This is a genomic window from Rhodopseudomonas julia (assembly GCF_030813515.1).
In the GTDB taxonomy this organism is placed as follows: Bacteria; Pseudomonadota; Alphaproteobacteria; order Rhizobiales; family Afifellaceae; genus Afifella; species Afifella julia.
Genome location: NZ_JAUSUK010000001.1, coordinates 954,025 through 972,036, shown reverse-complemented (window position 1 = coordinate 972,036; position 18,012 = coordinate 954,025). Strand labels below are relative to the sequence as shown.

Below are 18,012 nucleotides of genomic sequence, written 5' to 3'. Positions count from 1 at the left end.
CCGGCTTAACGCCAGCGGCGGCGGTCAAGCGGCACGGAGAAGTTTTCAGGCGCGCGTGCAAACGCGGCAAGGCCGGTGAGTGCCGGCTGGCTGGCGGTGATGAGGCGGGTCGCGATCTGCCGCATCAGGTTTTCATGCGGATATTTCGCCTCGAAGGCGCGGCGGAATTCGCCCTCCTTGAGAAGAAGCGCGATGCGCGGGGCGATGCCGCCGGCGATGAAGACGCCGCCCGTCGCCATGAAGACGAGGGCGAGATCGCCCGCGACGCGCCCGAGGAGGCGGCAATAGAGCGTCATGGTGGCGAGCGCGAGCGGATCCTGACCGCCAAGCGCCGCATTCGTCACCTCCGCCGGGGTCGAAAGCTCTGCGGCAAGCCCGCGGGCGGCGGCCACCGCCCGGTAGAGCCGCGGAATGCCGCGTCCGGCGAGCAGCGCCTCGGCGGAGATGCGCCCCCCCTCCTTTTCGATATGCGGCCAGATCGGGAATTCGTCGTCGGCATCCGGCCCGAGCGCCACATGCCCGCCTTCGCCCGGCACCGGCGTCCACAGGCCGGAGGCATAGACGAGGCCGGCGACGCCGAGTCCTGTGCCGGGACCGAGAACGACGCGGCAATTCGCTTCGGTTGCAAGCTCCGGCCCGATCGCCTCCGTCGTCATGCAGGGATCGTCGAGGGCGGAGATCGCCAGCGCCTGCGCCTCGAAATCGTTGAGAAGCGCGATATCCGAAATGCCGGTTGCGGCCATCACGTCACGCGGGCGAATGACCCATTCGGCATTGGTGAGATCGACCTCGTCGCCGTCGATCGGTCCGGCGAGCGCAAAGAGTGCCGAGCGTGGCCGGATGTCGGTCTTGTCGAAGACCGCTGCACCGACGGCGCTCTCGATGCTCGGAAAATCGCCCGTTCTCACCGGGGCAAAGTGGAGCACCTCCTCGTCCCTGCCGGGGAGAAGCGCAAAGCGGGCATTGGTGCCGCCGATGTCTCCGAGAAGGACGGGAAAGGCGAGTGTTTCGATCTTGTGGGAAGACGCCATATCGAACCTGGATGAACCTGATAAAGGAGGTGCAACGCACATGGGCCCATGTCAATCTAAGGCGGCCCATGTCAATCTGAGGCCCATGGCAACCTGGGCGGCGCAGCCGCCAGCGAAGACTTCAAGGGAGAACGGAATGGGTCTCATGCGGTTCGCGACCGGCGCTTTTGCAGCATGCGCCATGGCGATGTCGGCCGGCCAGGCGCTGGCGCAGGAGGTGAAGCCGGCGATCGTCTATGATCTCGGCGGCAAATTCGACAAGAGCTTCAACGAGGCGGCGCATATCGGCGCGGAACGCTTCAAGGAAGAGACCGGGACTGATTACCGCGACTTCGAATTGCAGAACGATTCGCAGCGCGAGCAGGCGCTCCGCCGTTTCGCCCAGCGCGGCTTCGACCCGGTCATCGGCATCGGGTTCTCGCAGGCCCAGGCGATCGAGAAGGTGGCGGAGGAATATCCCGAGACGAAGTTCGCCATCATCGATGCGGTCGTCGAGGAGCCCAATGTGCGCTCCATCGTCTTCAAGGAGCATGAGGGCTCCTATCTCGTCGGCATGCTGGCCGCGATGGCCTCGAAAACCGGCAAGATCGGCTTCATCGGCGGCATGGACATTCCGCTCATCCGCAAGTTCGAATGCGGCTATGTCGAAGGCGCCAAGGCGGTGAATCCCGATATCGAGATCTACGCCAACATGACCGGCACGACGGGGGCAGCCTGGAACGATCCGGTGAAAGGCGGCGAGCTTGCCAAGAGCCAGTTCGACCGCGGCGCCGACGTCGTCTACCACGCCGCCGGCGGCACCGGCATCGGCGTGCTGCAGGCGGCGGCTGACGCCGGCAAGCTCGGCATCGGCGTCGATTCCAACCAGAACATGCTGCATCCGGGCTCGGTTCTGACCTCGATGGTGAAGCGCGTCGACAACGCCGTTTATCAGGCCTTCGAGGACGTTCAGAACGGCGTTTCGATGGAAGAATGGGGCGGCGTGCAGAATCTCGGCCTCGCCGAAGACGGCGTCGCCTGGGCGCTGGATGACTCCAACAAGGACCTCATCACCGACGAGATGAAGACCAAGGTCGAAGACGCGTCTGCGAAGATCACCTCGGGCGAGATCAAGGTGCACGATTACATGTCGGACAATTCGTGTCCCGCGATGAAGTGAGGCGTCGATCCGCGCTTCCGCTTTGAAACAAGGCGCCCCGGCTTAAAAGCTGGGGCGTTTCGATTCTCTCTTGGTTTAAAATTCCCGCTGGCCATTCTCGTTTCCAAGTTGGGAGGATGATGGTCCGGCCTTTCAGCAACCGTTGGACCGAAAACCGTGACCCATCCAATGCGCAGCTTCATTCTCGTCATCTCGCTTCTCCTCGCCGCCTGTGCCGGGCCGTCGGAAAAATTCGAGGCGCGCAACGTGCCGGTCGATGTGGCGGCGATGCGGGCGATGGTGACGGAGTATCGGGCGAGGCACGGGCTCGGGCCGGTCACCGTGTCGCCGCGCTTGAACGTGGTGGCCGAACGCCAGGCGCTGGCGATGGCGCGGGAAAACGACATCAGCCATACCGTCGCCGGGAGATTGCCGAAGCGGGTGGCGGCGGTCGGCTATGATTGGGGCGCGATCGCGGAAAACCTCGGCGGCGGCTACAAGAGCGAGGCAGCGGCGTTCCAGGGCTGGCTCGCCTCGCCGGGGCACGAGAAGAATTTGCGCAACGCCTATGTGACGGAGATCGGCTTCGGCGGCGCAGTCGCCCCCACCGCGCGCTCCGGCGGGTTCTATGCGCTGATTTTGGGAACCGAGCGCGAGCCTCGGCAGGCGATGCGGTAGGGGTTTCGTCGATCTCGCTCGGTCGCGGATCTCCCGCCGATACCACGAGCACCTTTCCTCGCCCCCAAGGAACAGGGGCGGGGAGAAGAACACCCGATCGCTGGTGCCCGTACTCGAAAACCTGACGTAAGGGCATCTGAAAAACCTGACGCTGCGGCAGGGGAAAAAGCCGGGTTTCAGGCGCTCGTGACGGGTGATTTCGGCGTGCAAGCGGCGGCCGGGCGTGCCAGGATGGCGGAAAGCCGTCCCATCCGGCCATGTTCCGGCCTGCCACGCGTTTTGCCTTGCATGAATTTCAGAACGGACCGACCCGATAAAGACGATCCGCAAGCAAAGGCCGCCCGGCCGAAAGGCGGGTGTGACGCCGCATCGGTTCGGATGAGCAGGGTTCGGGCCGGCAAGGTTCGGGCAAAGAGAGTTCGCGCGGCGGCGAGTCTGGCGGCCAGGAACCACGCAGCCAAGGCTTGCCCTGGCGGAGGTCTCGACGGCAGAAAGCCGGCGGCCCGTGAGGCGCTCCGTCAAGCATCTGGGGGCGGGGGCCGATGATATCCGGTGATGAGGTGCCGGGCCGGATGCCGGGCGAGCTCGACATGCAGGCGCCCGCGGCGATCGCCCTGTCCGGCATCAGCAAGAGTTTTGGTGCGGTCCAGGCCAACCGCAACATCGACCTCGTCGTCGAGGAAGGCACGATCCACGGCATCGTCGGTGAAAACGGGGCCGGCAAATCGACGCTGATGTCGATCCTTTACGGGTTTTACGAGGCCGATTCCGGCGACATTTTCGTGCGCGGTGAGAAGCGAAAAATCACCGCGCCGGACGATGCCATCAAGGCCGGCATCGGCATGGTGCATCAGCATTTCATGCTGGTCGACAATTTCACGGTTCTGGAAAACGTCATCCTCGGGGCGGAGGGCGGCACGCTTCTGAAGGCGGGCGTGAGCCGGGCGCGCGCGGAATTGAAACGGCTCGAACGCGAATACGAGCTGCAGGTCGATCCCGATGCCGTCGTCGGCGATCTGCCGGTCGGGCTGCAGCAGCGCGTGGAGATCCTGAAGGCGCTGTTTCGCGGGGCCGACACGCTCATTCTCGACGAGCCGACGGGCGTTTTGACGCCGTCGGAGGCCGATCACCTCTTTCGCATTCTTCGCCAGTTGAAGAGCCAGGGAAAGACGGTGATTTTGATCACCCACAAGCTCCGCGAGATCATGGCGATCACCGACAATGTCTCGATCATGCGCCGCGGCGAGATCGTGGCGACGCTCGAAACCGCCGAGACGACGCCGGAGCAGCTCGCCGAGCTGATGGTCGGCCGGCATGTGCTCTTGCGCGTGGAAAAGGGCGAGGCGGCGCCGGGGACGCCGCTGTTGACGGTGAAAAACCTTTCCGTCGTCGACGCAAACGGCGTGGCGCGGGTGTCGGACGTGTCGTTCGAGGTGCGCGCCGGCGAAATCGTCGGCATTGCCGGCGTCTCGGGCAACGGCCAGTCGGAGCTTCTGGAGGCGCTGTCAGGCATCCGTCCCGCGACCTCGGGGGAAATCCGTCTGGCCGACGGCGAGGATCTCGCCCGTCGCGCCGATCCGGCGATGCGGCGGCGTTCGAAACTCGCGCATGTGCCGGAGGATCGCCACCGCATGGGCCTCGTCATGGGCTTTGAGGAAAACGAGAACGCCATCTTGGGCTATCACCGCGACAAGACCTATGGGCGCGGCGTCTTTCTCGACCGCGGCGCGATCGAGGCGGAAGCGCGCGAAAAAATGCAGCAATACGACATCCGCCCGCCCGACCCGCGCCTGAAGACGGCGAATTTTTCCGGCGGCAACCAGCAGAAGATCGTGCTCGCCCGCGAGATGGAGCGCGACCCGGACGTGCTTCTCGTCGGCCAGCCCACAAGGGGCGTCGATATCGGCGCGATCGAGTTCATCCACCACCAGCTCGTGGCGATGCGCGACGCGGGCAAGGCGATCCTCCTCGTCTCCGTGGAGCTCGACGAGATCCGCGCCCTGTCGGACCGCATCCTCGTCATGTTCGCCGGCAAGATCGTCGGGGAGCGTGGGCCCCAGGCCTCGGAAGGCGAGCTCGGCCTGATGATGGCCGGCGTGACGCCGGAGGAGGGTGAAGGGGAGAGCGCTGAGGAAGCTCAAGCGGAGGGCGAAATGGGCCGCGCGAGCGCAGCGGAGCCAAAAGCATGAGCGCGCCGTTCGAAAAGCTGCCGACATGGGTCGAGGTCGGCGTCATCCCGCTCGTCAATGTCGTCGTCGCCTTTCTGGTCGCGGGCCTCGTCGTGCTCTTCATCGGCGAGAACCCGCTCGAAGCCGTGAAGATCCTGATCTGGGGGGCGCTCGGCTTCGGCGAGGGCGTCGGCTTCACGCTCTTCTACACGACGAACTTCATCTTCACCGGGCTCGCCGTCGCTGTCGCCTTCCATGCCGGGCTTTTCAATATCGGCGGCGAGGGCCAGGCCTATCTCGGCGGCCTCGGCGTCGCCGTCGCGGCCTTGGCGCTCGACCGCTATGTGCCGTGGTGGGTGACGCTGCCGGTGGCGACCGCAGCCGCCGCGCTCTTCGGCGCCGCCTGGGCGCTCATTCCAGCCTATCTGCAGGCCAAACGCGGCAGCCACATCGTCATCACGACGATCATGTTCAATTTCATCGCATCCTCGCTGATGGTCTGGCTCCTCGTCGACCATCTGTCGCCGGTCGGCTCCATGCAGCCGGAAACCCGCACCTTCGAGGCGGGCGGCACGCTGCCGGAGCTCGGTGGGCTCTTCCATCTCTTCGGCGCGGATATGGGGGCGGCGCCCGCCAATATCTCGATCTTCGTCGCGCTCGCGGCCTGCGTCTTCGTCTATTATTTCATCTGGCGCACGAAGATCGGCTACGAGATCCGCGCCACGGGCCTCAATCCGACGGCTGCCGTCTATGCCGGCATTTCGACGGTGAAGATCACCATCGTCACCATGCTCGTCTCCGGCGGGCTCGCCGGGCTGATGGCTTTGAACCCGGTGATGGGCGACCAGCAGCGCCTGCAGATCGATTTCGTTCAGGGAGCGGGTTTCGTCGGTATCGCGGTCGCGCTGATGGGGCGCGCGCATCCCGTTGGCGTGGTGCTCGCGGCCTTTCTCTTCGGCATGCTCTATCAGGGGGGCGCGGAGCTCGCCTTCGACATGCCGACGATCTCGCGCGACATGATCGTCGTCATCCAGGCGCTCGTCATTCTCTTTGCCGGCGCGCTCGAACACATGTTCCGGCCGGGGATCGGGCGGGCGTTTGCGCTGATGTCGACGAGCCAGCGCGAGCGCGTCGTGGCCGAGGAGGAGAGGCCGTGAGGCGGGGGAGAGTGCGAGCCGGAGGGAGGCCAAGATGGATCTGACCACGATCGTCCTCATCCTGGATTCTTCGGTGCGGCTCGCAACGCCGCTGCTTCTCGCCTGTCTCGCCGGGCTTTATTCCGAGCGCTCCGGCATTTTCGATATCGGCCTGGAAGGCAAGATGCTGGCCGGGGCCTTCTTTGCGGCGGCCGCCGCCTATTGGACGGGCTCCGCCTGGCTCGGGCTTCTCGCCGCAATCGCGGCCTCCATCGTGCTGGCGCTGGTGCACGGTTTTGCCTCCATCACCCAGCGCGGCAACCAGATCGTCTCAGGCGTTGCGATCAACTTTCTTGCGGCCGGCATGACGGCGCTTCTGGGCCAGGCCTGGTTCTCGCAGGGCGGACGCACACCGCAGCTCGGCGGCGATGCGCGCTTCGGCGCGATCACCCTGCCGGGGGCGGAGGCTCTGCGCGACGTGCCGGTCGTGGGCGAGATCTATTACGAGCTCATCTCGGGCCACAATCTCATCGTCTATGTCGCCTTTCTGATGGTGCCGCTCACCTGGTGGGTGCTGTTTCGCACCCGTTTCGGCCTGAGGCTGCGGGCCGTCGGACAGAACCCGGCGGCAGTCGATACGGCGGGCGTCTCCGTGCCCTTCCTGCGCTACCGGGCCGTCATCATCTGCGGCGTCCTGACGGGGGTCGCCGGTGCCTATCTCGCGATCGCGCAATCGGCGGGTTTCATCGTCAACATGTCGGCCGGCAAGGGCTATATCGCGCTCGCCGCCTTGATCTTCGCCAAATGGCGCCCCTGGCCGGCGATGGGGGCCTGTTTTCTCTTCGGGTTTCTCGATGCCGTGTCGATCCGCTTGCAGGGCGCCAACGTGCCGGTGATCGGCGAGGTGCCGGTGCAGTTCATGCAGGCGCTCCCGTATATCTTGACCGTCATCCTGCTCGCAGGCTTCATCGGCCGCGCAGTGCCGCCGAAGGCCGGCGGCATCCCTTACGTGAAGGAGCGCTAGAATGGCGCGCGATCTTTTCGAAGCGGCGCGGAAGGCGATGCTGAACGCGCATGCCCCCTATTCGGATTTTCCCGTCGGCGCGGCGTTGCGCACCGCAAGCGGCAAGATTTTCGTCGGCGCCAATGTGGAGAATGCGAGCTTCCCGGAAGGCTGGTGCGCGGAGACCTCCGCGATCGCGGCGATGGTCGCGGCCGGCGAACGCGAGATTGCCGAAATCGCCATTCTCGCTGCCAAGATGCCGCGCATCACGCCCTGCGGTGGTTGCCGCCAGCGGCTGCGCGAATTCGGCACCGAAGAGACGCTCGTGCATCTCTGCGATGCGACGGGCCCCGTCGCCTATGCGTCGCTCGGCACGCTCCTGCCGCTCGCTTTCGATCTGGACGACGAATGATGACGGCCGAGACAACCGCAAAGACCATCGCCGACCGCACCGGGATCGCGCCGAAGGCGGCGATCGTTCTGGGTTCCGGCCTGTCGGGCCTCGCCGATAAGCTCAAGGATGCCGTGGCGATCCCCTATGCGGAGCTCGACGGCTTTCCGCGGCCCTCCGTCTCCGGTCATGCGGGGGAACTCGTGCTCGGGATTTTGGGGCGCACGCCGGTCGCGCTCATGGCCGGGCGTTCGCATTTTTATGAGCACGGCCGCGCCGACGTGATGCGCCCGGCGCTGGAGACGCTGAAAGCCCTCGGCGTCGAAACGCTGATCTTGACCAATGCGGCCGGCAGCCTGCGCGAGGACATGCCGCCGGGCTCGCTGATGCAGATCACCGACCATATCAGCCTTCTCGGCGCCAATCCTTTGATTGGCGAGGCGTCCGACCGGCGTTTCGTCGGCATGACGGAGGCCTATGACCGGGTGCTGATCGGCGATTTCCGGGTCGCGGCCGAAGAGGCGCGCCGCGAGATCGACGAGGGCGTCTATATGTGGGTGAGCGGCCCGTCCTTCGAGACGCCGGCGGAAATCCGTGCCGCCCGCATTCTGGGTGCCGATGCGATCGGCATGTCGACCGTGCCGGAGGTCATTCTGGCGCGCTTTCTGGGGCTTCGCGTCGCGGCCTTTTCCGTCATCACCAATTATGCGGCCGGCATGACCGGGCGCGAGCTTTCGCATGAGGAGACGAAGACCGTGGCACCGCTCGGGGGAGAGAAGCTTGAGGCGATTTTGATGCGGCACTTCTCCGGGGAGGGGGCAAGATGAGTTTTCTGCCGCAGGAAATCATCCGCAACAAGCGCGACGGCACGGCGCTGAGCGCCGACGAGATCGCGTTCTTCATTCAGGGACTGACCGACGGCAGCGTCACCGAAGGACAGGTGGCGGCGCTTGCCATGGCCGTTTTCTTCCGCGGCATGGAAGAGGCTGAGATCGTGGCGTTGACGCAGGCGATGACGCGCTCCGGCGACGTTCTGACCTGGCCGGAGGCGGACGCGCCCGTCCTCGACAAGCATTCGACCGGCGGTATCGGCGACAATGTCTCGTTGATGCTGGCCCCGATCGTGGCGGCCTGCGGCGGACTGGTGCCGATGATTTCCGGGCGCGGGCTCGGCCATACCGGCGGCACGCTCGACAAGCTCGATTCCATTCCGGGTTATAAGACGCAGCCGGATCTTGCGACCTTCCGCAAGGTGGTGGCGGAGGCGGGCTGCGCCATCATCGGCCAGACCGGCGATCTCGCCCCGGCCGACAAGCGTTTTTATGGCATCCGCGACGTGACGGCGACGGTGGAATCGGTGCCTTTGATCACGGCGTCGATCCTGTCGAAGAAGCTCGCGGCCGGGCTTTCCGGCCTCGTCCTTGATGTGAAGACCGGCACCGGCGCCTTCATGGCCGATCCGGCCGATGCGCATCGTCTCGCCGAAAGCCTGGTGACGGTCGCGAAGGGCGCAGGCCTTCCCGCGGCCGCACTCATCACCGACATGAACGAGCCGCTCGCTTCGACCGCCGGCAATGCGGTGGAGGTGCAGAACGCCGTCGACTTTCTGACCGGCCGACATCGCGACCCTCGGCTTGAGGCCGTCGTCATCGCGCTCGTCGGCGAGATGCTGAGGCTGGGCGCGCTCGCGTCTTCCGCCGAGGCGGGCGAAGAGATGGCGCGGACGGCGCTTGCGAACGGCGCGGCGGCCGAGCGCTTTCAGAAGATGGTGAGCGCGCTCGGCGGACCCGCGGATTTCGTCGAAAACCCGGAAGGCCATCTGCCGAAAGCGCCGTTTACGCGCTCGGTCGGCTCCGCCAGTACGGGCTATGTCGAGGCGATCGACACACGCGCGATCGGCGTCGCCGTGGTGACACTCGGTGGCGGCCGGCGCCGGGCGGAAGATACGATCGATCATGCCGTCGGCGTGACGCAGCTTGCCGCGATCGGCGACGAGGTGGGCCCGGAGCATCCCCTGGCGCTCGTCCATGCCCGCGACGAAGAGGCGTTCGCCGATGCCGCACATGCGATCAGGCGAGCCTATCACATCGCCGAGACACCGGTTTCGGCCAATCCACTGATTGTCGAAAGGCTGCAATGATGGCGCGCGGTTTCTTCCTGGTGATGGATTCCGTCGGCATCGGCGGAGCGAAGGATGCGGCGGAATTCGGCGACGAAGGGGCCAATACGCTCGGCCATATCGCCGAGCGCTGTGCCGAAGGCGAAGCCGACCGCGACGGGCTGCGGCAAGGCCCGCTCAACATCCCGAACCTGAACCGGCTGGGGCTCGGGCGGGCCGCGGAGGCGGCGTCGGGCGCCTATCCGGCCGGTGTCGAGCACGTCGCAGAACCCGAGGCGATCTGGGGCTTTGCCCGCGAACGCTCGCGCGGCAAGGACACGACGACGGGCCATTGGGAGCTCGCCGGCTGCCCGTTGCGCGAGGCCTGGGGTTACTTTCCGACAAGCGAGCCGGCGTTTCCGGCGGAGTTGACGGAGGCGCTGATCACGCAAGCGGGGCTTCCCGGCATTCTCGGCAACACACATGCCTCCGGCACGGCGATCATCGCCGAACTCGGCGAGGATCATGTGAAGACCGGCAAGCCGATCTGCTACACCTCGGCCGACAGCGTCTTCCAGATCGCCGCGCATGAGGAGGCTTTCGGGCTCGAGCGCCTCTACGAGACCTGTCGCATCGCCAGAAAACTCTGCGACCCGTACCGCATCGGCCGGGTGATCGCGCGCCCCTTTACCGGCGACAATGCCGACACGTTTGTGCGCACCGGCAACCGGCGCGATTTCTCCGTGCCGCCGCCCGCGCGCACGCTTCTCGACGAGGCGAAGGAGGCGGGACGCGACGTCTGGGCGATTGGAAAAATCTCCGACATTTTTGCAGGTCACGGCGTGACGCAGATGCTGAAGGCGCCGGAGAACGAGAGCCAGTTCGACAAGACGCTGGAGGCGGCGCGGGCGGCAAAGGACGGCGATCTCATCGTCACCAACTTCATCGACTTCGACCAGATTTACGGTCACCGGCGGGATCCGGCCGGCTATGCGGCGGCACTCGAAGCCTTCGATCGGCGCCTGCCGGAGCTCTTTGCGCTTTTAAAGCCGGGCGATCTCGTCATCCTGACGGCCGATCACGGCAACGACCCGACCTGGACGGGCACCGACCACACACGTGAAACAGTGCCGGTTCTGGCCTTCGGGCCTGGCATCGAAGGGCGCCGGGCGGGAGAGCTTTCGACCTATGCCGATGTCGGCCAGACGCTGTCGGCGCATCTCGCTTTGCCGCCGCTTGCGGCGGGCGCGAGCCTGATCTGAGGCGATTTCGCCGGTGAATATCGCCTTTCGGTTCCAGGCAGCGGGTTGACCTTGGTGCCGTGACCCATTTCACCCAGGGAGAGACAGAAGCCGCCGACGAACGACAGACGAGAAGGAGAGGGGCGTGGACGCTTCAACGAGACGAGATGTGACCGTCGTCGATCATCCGATGGTTCAGCACAAGCTGACGATCATGCGCGACAAGGCCACCTCCACCGCGAGCTTCCGCCGTCTGTTGCGCGAGATCGCAGCACTTTTGACCTATGAGGCGACACGCGATCTGGAATTGACGACGACGACGATCGAGACGCCGCTCGCCACGATGGAGGCGCCGACCTTGGCCGGCAAGAAGCTCGTCTTCGCCTCCATCCTGCGCGCCGGCAACGGCCTTCTGGAAGGTATGCTGGATCTGGTGCCGGCGGCGCGCGTCGCCCATGTCGGGCTCTACCGCGATCCGGAGACGCTGCAGCCGGTGGAATATTACTTCAAGGCGCCGGAAGATCTGCACGAACGCGTCGTCATTGCCGTCGATCCGATGCTGGCGACGGCAAATTCGGCGATCGCCGCGATCCGGGGCCTCAAGGAGCGCGGGGCGAAGGATATCCGCTTCGTCTGCCTGCTGGCCGCGCCCGAAGGTGTGGAGCGCTTCCGTGCCGCCCATCCCGACGTGCCGGTGGTGACGGCCGCGATCGACAGCCATCTGAACGAGCACGGCTATATCCTGCCGGGCCTCGGCGATGCCGGCGACCGCATGTACGGGACGAAATAGGCCGCGGCTCAGGTCGTAACGAACTGCTCGTTGAGCGCGTAGCCGGCGCCGCGGACGGTGCGGATCGGGTCGCGCATGCGGCCGCGGTTGATCGCCTTTCTGAGGCGGCCGACATGCACATCGACCGTGCGTTCGTCGACATAGACGTCGCGGCCCCAGACGCCGTTCAAGAGCTGCTCGCGGGTGAAGACCCGCCCCGGGCTGCGCATCAGGAATTCCAGAAGCCGGAATTCCGTCGGCCCGAGATGGATCTCGCGGCCCCCGCGAAACACGCGGAAGGTGCCGCGGTCGAGTTCGAGATCGCCGGCGGCGAGCTTGTCGGCGACCATTTCCGGACGCGTGCGGCGCAGGAGCGCTTTCACGCGGGCCATCAGCTCCGGCACCGAGAAGGGTTTGACCACGTAATCGTCTGCGCCGGTGGCAAGGCCGCGGATGCGCTCGTCTTCCTCGCCGCGCGCCGTCAGCATGATGACGGGGAGTTTTGAGGTGGCCTCGCGCATTCGAACGCGTCGGCAGAGTTCGATGCCGGAGAGGCCCGGCAGCATCCAATCGAGAACGAGGAGGTCGGGCGCCTCTTCCAGAAGGCGCAACTCCGCATCGTCGCCGCGCCCCACCGTATCGACGGAATAGCCTTCCGCCTCCAGGTTGTAGCGCAGAAGCAGCGTCAGCGGTTCTTCATCCTCGACGACGAGAATCCGGGGCACCTGCATGGCTCACTCCGTCAACCCGCGGACGGCGCAGTCGCCGCGCGTTCCATCTGCTTGCCGGTGACGAGATAGGTGATCGTCTCGGCGATGTTGGTGGCGTGGTCGCCGATCCGCTCGATGTTCTTGGCGCAGAAGAGAAGATGCGTGCACATGCCGATATTGCGCGGATCTTCCATCATGTAGGTGAGCATCTCGCGAAACAGCGACACATACATGGCGTCGATCTCGTCGTCGGAGCGCCACACCGAGATCGCCTTCTGCACGTCGCGCGAGCCATAGGCGTCGAGCACGTCCTTGAGCTGGCGTAGGCCGAGGCTCGCCAGATGTTCGACACCGCGGCGAAGCTGGTGGTTCATCCGCTGATCCTCGATGGCGAGCGCGCGCTTGGCGATGTTCTTGCCGAGGTCGCCGACGCGTTCCAGATCGTGCGAGATGCGGATCGCGGCGACGGTTTCGCGGAGATCCTGGGCCATCGGTTGGCGCTTGGCGATGACGAGGATCGCCCGCTCCTCGATCTGGTAATGCATCTGGTTGATCTGGCGGTCGCCGAGGATGACGTCCTGGGCGAGCTGCGAATTGGTGCTCAACAGCGCATTCACGGCATCATCGAGCTGCTGTTCGACGAGGCCTCCCATTTCGGCGATGGAGCGGGCAAGTTCCCGCAATTCCTCGTCATAGGAGGTGACGATATGTTCAGACACGGGGCTCATTCCTCTCCCGGTTAGCCGAAGCGGCCGGTGATGTAGTCCTGGGTGCGTTTGTCGGTCGGATTGGTGAACATCATGTCCGTCGGCCCCTCCTCAACCAGATAGCCCAGATGGAACATGGCCGTGCGCTGCGAAACGCGCGCCGCCTGCTGCATCGAATGGGTGACGATGACGATCGTATAGTTTTCGCGCAATTCGTCGATCAGTTCTTCCACCTTGGCGGTGGCGATCGGGTCGAGCGCCGAGCACGGCTCGTCCATCAAGATGACTTCCGGGTTCACGGCGATCGCCCGGGCGATGCACAGGCGCTGCTGCTGACCGCCGGAGAGACCGGTGCCGGGTTCGTCGAGCCGGTCCTTGACCTCGTTGAAGAGGCCGGCGCGCTGCAGGCTGGTTGCGACGATCTCTTCGAGCTCGCGCTTGCCGGAGGCGAGGCCATGGATGCGCGGCCCGTAGGCGACGTTCTCGTAGATCGATTTCGGGAACGGGTTGGGCTTCTGGAAGACCATGCCGACCCGGGCCCTGAGCTCCACGACATCAAGCGACTTGTCGTAGATGTTTTCGCCGTCGAGCGTGATGTGGCCGGAGACGCGGGCGATGTCGATCGTGTCGTTCATCCGGTTGAGGCATCTGAGGAAGGTGGACTTGCCGCAGCCGGACGGTCCGATCAGCGAGATGACCTGATTTTCCGGCACGTCGAGATCGACGTCGAACAGGGCCTGCTTGTCGGCGTAATGGACGCAAACTTTTTCGGCGCGCATTTTCGGCACGGCTGCACTCTCCTGCGGCACTTCGGGCGGCGCTTTTGTCGCCGTGGCTTGAGCCGCGCTCGGGCTGTGGCTGATATCGTTCATGGCGAATTCTCCGTATTACCAGCGCCGCTCGATGCGCTGGCGCAGCAGGATCGCGATCGCGTTGAGGCTGATCATCAGACCAAGCAAGACGATGATGGCGGCATTTGTGCGGGCTTCGAAAAAGTTGAAGTTCTCATTGCCCTGCCAGAGGTAGATCTGCACGGGCAGCGCCGTCGCCTGATCCATCGGGCTCGACGGCACGCTCGCCACGAAGGCGTTCATGCCGATGAGAAGGAGCGGCGCGGTCTCGCCGAGCGCCTGGGCGACGCCGATGATGGTGGCCGTCAGAATGCCCGGAATGGCGAGCGGCAGAACATGGTGGAAGACCATCTGCGTGCGCGAGGCACCGAGGCCGAGCGCCGCCTCGCGGATCGACGGCGGGATGGCGCGCAAGGTGCCGCGGGTGGCGATGATGATCGTCGGCAGCGTCATCAGGGTCAGCACGAGACCGCCGACGAGCGGCGCCGACAGGGGCAGATGCATCCAGTTGATGAAGATCGAGGCGCCGAGGAGGCCGAAGACGATCGACGGCACGGCGGCGAGGTTGTTGATGTTGACCTCGATGAAATCGGTGAAGCGGTTCGTCGGAGCGAATTCTTCCAGATAGATGGCGCTGGCGACGCCGATCGGGACCGCGAGCATGATGACGACGAGCATCATGTAGAGCGAGCCCATGAAGGCGCCGGCGAGACCGGCGGAGGCCGGCGAGGAGCGCGAATCGACATTGAAGAAGATGCCGGAATTGAAGCTTTGCGTGATGACGCCCTTTTCCGCGAGCGCATCGGCAATCTCCTGCTCGCCGGCCGAGAGCTGCTGGCGGCTTTGCCCGAGCGAACGATCGATATTGCCTTTGAGCCAATTGTCGACATTGGCGTCGGCAAGGAGATCGACATCGATCTTCTGGCCGATGAGGCTCGGATCTTCGAGCACCATGTCGCGCAAGGTGTAGCGTTCGCCGCTTGCCACGATGCCGATGATGTCGCGGGCCTTGGCGTCGGCGAGATCGGCCGGCAGGACGCCGCGCACGGCCTTTTCCAGGATCTTGTTCCAGCTGACACGGGCGAGAGCGCGCCGCCAGTCGGTCAGCTCCGCCTCGAACTCGGCCGGATTCTGGTCGGCCTTCTGGACGGGCGGCGGTCCGACGTCGATGACGTCCGCAGTCAGCGAGATTTCAAGATGCAGGGTCGATTGCCAGAAGGCCGGCAACCCCTTGAAGAGAACCGAGCCGAAGAGCACCGCCACCATGGTGAGCGCTGCAAAGATCGCGGCAAGGCCGAGCACCTGAAAACGACGCTCCTGCGCGTGACGGCGCTTGAGGCCTGCGCGGACGGCGTTGAGCTGGCTGTCGATGGGCGTCGAAGCGGACATGGTGTCGGTCGCGCTCATTCGTACTGCTCCCGGTATTTGCGGACGATGTAGAGCGCCACGACGTTGAGGCCGAGCGTCATGATGAAAAGCGTGAGGCCGAGGGCGAAAGCGACGAGCGATTGCGGGCTGGCGAAATCGGTGTCGCCCGTCAGCTGATTGACGATCGAGACGGTGACACTGGTGCTCGGCTCGAACGGGTTGAAGCGCAGCACCGGCGAATTGCCGGCGGCGAGCACCACGATCATGGTTTCGCCGATGGCGCGGCTGACGGCGAGCAGAAAGGCGCCGACGATACCGGGCAGCGCCGCCGGCAGGATGACGCGTTTGATCGTTTCAGAGCGCGTCGCACCCAATCCGAGCGAGCCGTCGCGCATGGAGGCGGGCACCTGCGTGATGATGTCGTCGGAGAGCGAGGAGATGAACGGAATGATCATCACGCCCATGACGGCGCCGGCGGTGAAGGCGCTGGTGGCGCTGATGTTGAGGCCGACGGCCGCCCCCATATCGGCGAAGAAGGGACCCGCGACGGTGAGGGCGAAGACGCCGTAGACGATCGTCGGGATGCCGGCGAGGATTTCGATGATCGGCTTGGCGATGTTGCGCAGATGCGAGGAGGCGTATTCGGCCATGTAGATGGCCGTCATCAGCCCGATCGGCAGTGCCACGAGGATGGCGATGGCACTGATCATCAAGGTGCCGACGAGAAGCGGCAGGAGGCCGAAATCGCCCTGGCCGGCGCCGACGGAGGAAAAGCGCGGGTTCCAAACCGTTCCGAAGAAGAAATCGAGCGGATTGATGAAGCCGAAGAACCGCACCGCCTCGCCGAGAAGCGAGGCGACGATGCCGACCGTCGTCATGATGGCGACGGCGGAGCACAGCAGCAGGAGAACGCGGATGACGCGCTCCACCTCGTTGCGGGCGCGCAGCCGGGGCGTGATGCGGCGCAAGGTATAGACGAGGCCTGCGACCGCCGAGGACGCCACCAGCGCGATGAGCGCGAAATTCCAGATCGCGTGATAGGTGCCGAGCCGTGTCGCCGCGACGTTCTCATAGGGTTTGGCTTCGCCGACAATGCCGAAGCCGGTGGCGATCTGGTGGATGCGCTGCATGACGCCGCGCAATTCGTGGGTCGGCAGGTCGCGGACTTCCGGCGGCAGGGCAGACAAGATCACGTAGCGGGTGATGACGGGTTCAAAGAGCCCGAAAACGATAATCACCGCGAGAGCGGGAATGGCGCACCAGATGGCGACAAGCAGGCCGTGATAGGCGGGACGGGAATGGGGGCGGACCTCCGAATGGCCCGTCACTTTGCGGTAGCGGCCGAGTGCGACCTGATAGCCGAGCGCCATCAGGGTCAGCAGAATACCGACGAGTATGAGATCACTCACGAACAGACCTCTCGTTGCGCGCTCGCGCTGAGCGAACCGAAAGCGCGATGCCTTTTGTCTCTTGCCGTCATGGCCATGTCGCGGGGAGAGGGAACGAAGATAGCCGACAAAAGAAACGGGCGGAGCGTGTAAACACGCTCCGCCCCTATCAGATTAGCCCTGCAGGTCGGAAGCCGAGAGAGTCTTTTCGTCCTCGACATTCTGACGCTGAGTCTCGAGCTCCTGTTCCGGAGCCGGGATCATGCCGGCCTCTTCGAGGCGACCGCCGGAGCCGGCCATGTCGTCGGAGAGGAAGAACTCGGCATAATCCTTGATGCCCGGGATGACGCCGATGTGCTCGCCCTTGATGTAGAAGAACAGCGGACGGGAGACCGGATAGTCGCCGGAGGCGATCGTATCGATGCTCGGCTCGACGCCCGACATCGTGGCGACCTTCAGCTTGTCGCGGTTCTGGTCGTAGAAGGAGAGGCCGAAGACGCCCATCGTGTTGTCGTTGGCTTCAAGGCGCGCCAGCGTCTCGGTGTAGTCGCCGGAGATCTCCGTGACACGGTCCTGACGGAAGTTGAGGCAGGTCGCCTTCATCTCGTCTTTGCTCATCTCCGGAAGACCGGCTTCCTCGCAGCCCGGGAGAACGACCTTCTCCTCGAAGACTTCGCGCGTGCCGTGATTGCCGGCCGGGATGGCGAGCTGGATTTCCTGATCCGGCAGGGAGGAATCGATGTCGCTCCAGCTGGTGTAAGGATTGTCGACCATCTTGCCGTCCTGCGGGACCTTGGCGGCAAGCGCCTTGTAGACGTCGACCGGCTTCAGGGCGAAGTTTTCCTTGTCGGCATTGGTGGCGAAGACGATGCCGTCATAGCCGATGCGGACTTCGATGATCTTTTTGACGCCGGCGTCGTTGCAAGCCTTGATTTCGGACGGCTTGATGCGGCGCGACGCGTCGGCGATGTCGATGGTGTTGTCACCGACGCCCTGGCAGAACTGACGCAGACCGCCCGAGGAGCCGCCGGAGCCGACGACCGGGGTGTTGAAGTCCGGATAGGCGTTGCCGAATTCTTCCGCCACGATGGAGGCGAAAGGCAGGACGGTCGAGGAACCGGCGATCTGGATCGTGTCGCGGGACTGGGCGTTGGCAGCGCCGGCCGAGAAGGCGGCGCCTACGGCCAGCGCCGCGACACCAGCGAGAAGCTTGTAAGTCACTGAGATATCTCCCTGTTTTGCTTCATAAGAAAGCATGGCCATGCAGCGATGACCGGGTGCCTTCCTAGGCGTCGGGCGAAACAGGTTTGTGAAATTAGTATGACACTTGAATGA

General features: G+C 64.8%; 17 protein-coding genes. 10 read left to right on the top strand and 7 right to left on the bottom strand.

Annotation, left to right across the window (positions count from 1 at the left end; translation table 11 throughout):
• Positions 1–5: 5 nt before the first annotated feature.
• Positions 6–1,031, bottom strand: coding sequence for a glucokinase (locus tag J2R99_RS04515; RefSeq protein ID WP_307153280.1), 1,026 nt, complete (start codon positions 1,029–1,031; stop codon positions 6–8).
• Between the two features lie 145 nt (positions 1,032–1,176).
• Between J2R99_RS04515 and J2R99_RS04510 the strand changes: the two genes are divergently transcribed.
• From J2R99_RS04510 to upp, 10 genes are all read left to right on the top strand, one after another.
• Positions 1,177–2,190 (top strand): BMP family lipoprotein, encoded by a 1,014-nt coding sequence (locus J2R99_RS04510; RefSeq protein ID WP_307154142.1) that lies wholly within the window; start codon positions 1,177–1,179, stop codon positions 2,188–2,190.
• Between the two features lie 168 nt (positions 2,191–2,358).
• On the top strand, positions 2,359–2,847 hold the full coding sequence (locus tag J2R99_RS04505; RefSeq protein ID WP_307153279.1) for a CAP domain-containing protein: 489 nt from the start codon (positions 2,359–2,361) through the stop codon (positions 2,845–2,847).
• A gap of 590 nt (positions 2,848–3,437) precedes the next feature.
• A complete protein-coding gene (locus J2R99_RS04500; protein ID WP_307154141.1) occupies positions 3,438–5,036 on the top strand; it encodes an ABC transporter ATP-binding protein in 1,599 nt (532 codons plus the stop codon).
• On the top strand, positions 5,033–6,172 hold the full coding sequence (locus J2R99_RS04495) for an ABC transporter permease (RefSeq protein WP_307153278.1): 1,140 nt from the start codon (positions 5,033–5,035) through the stop codon (positions 6,170–6,172). Before J2R99_RS04500 ends, J2R99_RS04495 begins: the two co-directional genes overlap by 4 nt.
• A 34-nt stretch (positions 6,173–6,206) precedes the next feature.
• On the top strand, positions 6,207–7,175 hold the full coding sequence (locus J2R99_RS04490) for an ABC transporter permease (RefSeq protein ID WP_307153277.1): 969 nt from the start codon (positions 6,207–6,209) through the stop codon (positions 7,173–7,175).
• 1 nt (position 7,176) lies between these two features.
• Positions 7,177–7,566 (top strand): cytidine deaminase, encoded by a 390-nt coding sequence (gene cdd, locus J2R99_RS04485; RefSeq protein WP_307153276.1) that lies wholly within the window; start codon positions 7,177–7,179, stop codon positions 7,564–7,566.
• Positions 7,563–8,372, top strand: coding sequence for a purine-nucleoside phosphorylase (locus J2R99_RS04480; protein WP_307153275.1), 810 nt, complete (start codon positions 7,563–7,565; stop codon positions 8,370–8,372). Before cdd ends, J2R99_RS04480 begins: the two co-directional genes overlap by 4 nt.
• Positions 8,369–9,685, top strand: coding sequence for a thymidine phosphorylase (deoA, locus tag J2R99_RS04475; protein ID WP_307153274.1), 1,317 nt, complete (start codon positions 8,369–8,371; stop codon positions 9,683–9,685). The genes J2R99_RS04480 and deoA overlap by 4 nt, the downstream gene beginning before the upstream one ends.
• Positions 9,685–10,905, top strand: a complete 1,221-nt coding sequence (locus J2R99_RS04470) for a phosphopentomutase (RefSeq protein ID WP_307154140.1) — start codon at positions 9,685–9,687, stop codon at positions 10,903–10,905. Before deoA ends, J2R99_RS04470 begins: the two co-directional genes overlap by 1 nt.
• 124 nt (positions 10,906–11,029) lie before the next feature.
• Entirely contained in the window at positions 11,030–11,674 is a 645-nt protein-coding gene (gene upp / locus J2R99_RS04465; RefSeq protein ID WP_307153273.1) for a uracil phosphoribosyltransferase, read from the top strand.
• An 8-nt stretch (positions 11,675–11,682) separates the two neighbouring features.
• Here the strand turns inward: upp and phoB are convergent, their stop codons facing one another.
• From phoB to J2R99_RS04435, 6 genes are all read right to left on the bottom strand, one after another.
• A complete protein-coding gene (gene phoB, locus J2R99_RS04460) occupies positions 11,683–12,378 on the bottom strand; it encodes a phosphate regulon transcriptional regulator PhoB (protein ID WP_370872325.1) in 696 nt (231 codons plus the stop codon).
• Between the two features lie 17 nt (positions 12,379–12,395).
• Positions 12,396–13,082 carry a phosphate signaling complex protein PhoU gene (phoU, locus tag J2R99_RS04455; RefSeq protein WP_092808950.1) on the bottom strand — a complete coding sequence of 229 codons (687 nt, stop codon included), beginning with the start codon at positions 13,080–13,082 and terminating at the stop codon, positions 12,396–12,398.
• 20 nt (positions 13,083–13,102) lie between these two features.
• On the bottom strand, positions 13,103–13,849 hold the full coding sequence (gene pstB / locus J2R99_RS04450; protein ID WP_307154139.1) for a phosphate ABC transporter ATP-binding protein PstB: 747 nt from the start codon (positions 13,847–13,849) through the stop codon (positions 13,103–13,105).
• 108 nt (positions 13,850–13,957) lie between these two features.
• Positions 13,958–15,328 carry a phosphate ABC transporter permease PstA gene (pstA, locus tag J2R99_RS04445; protein ID WP_370872266.1) on the bottom strand — a complete coding sequence of 457 codons (1,371 nt, stop codon included), beginning with the start codon at positions 15,326–15,328 and terminating at the stop codon, positions 13,958–13,960.
• Positions 15,325–16,698 (bottom strand): phosphate ABC transporter permease subunit PstC, encoded by a 1,374-nt coding sequence (gene pstC, locus J2R99_RS04440; RefSeq protein ID WP_307153271.1) that lies wholly within the window; start codon positions 16,696–16,698, stop codon positions 15,325–15,327. Before pstC ends, pstA begins: the two co-directional genes overlap by 4 nt.
• Before the next feature lie 153 nt (positions 16,699–16,851).
• Complete coding sequence (locus J2R99_RS04435; RefSeq protein WP_307153270.1) at positions 16,852–17,898, bottom strand: substrate-binding domain-containing protein; 1,047 nt, start codon at positions 17,896–17,898, stop codon at positions 16,852–16,854.
• Between the last annotated feature and the right edge of the window lie 114 nt (positions 17,899–18,012).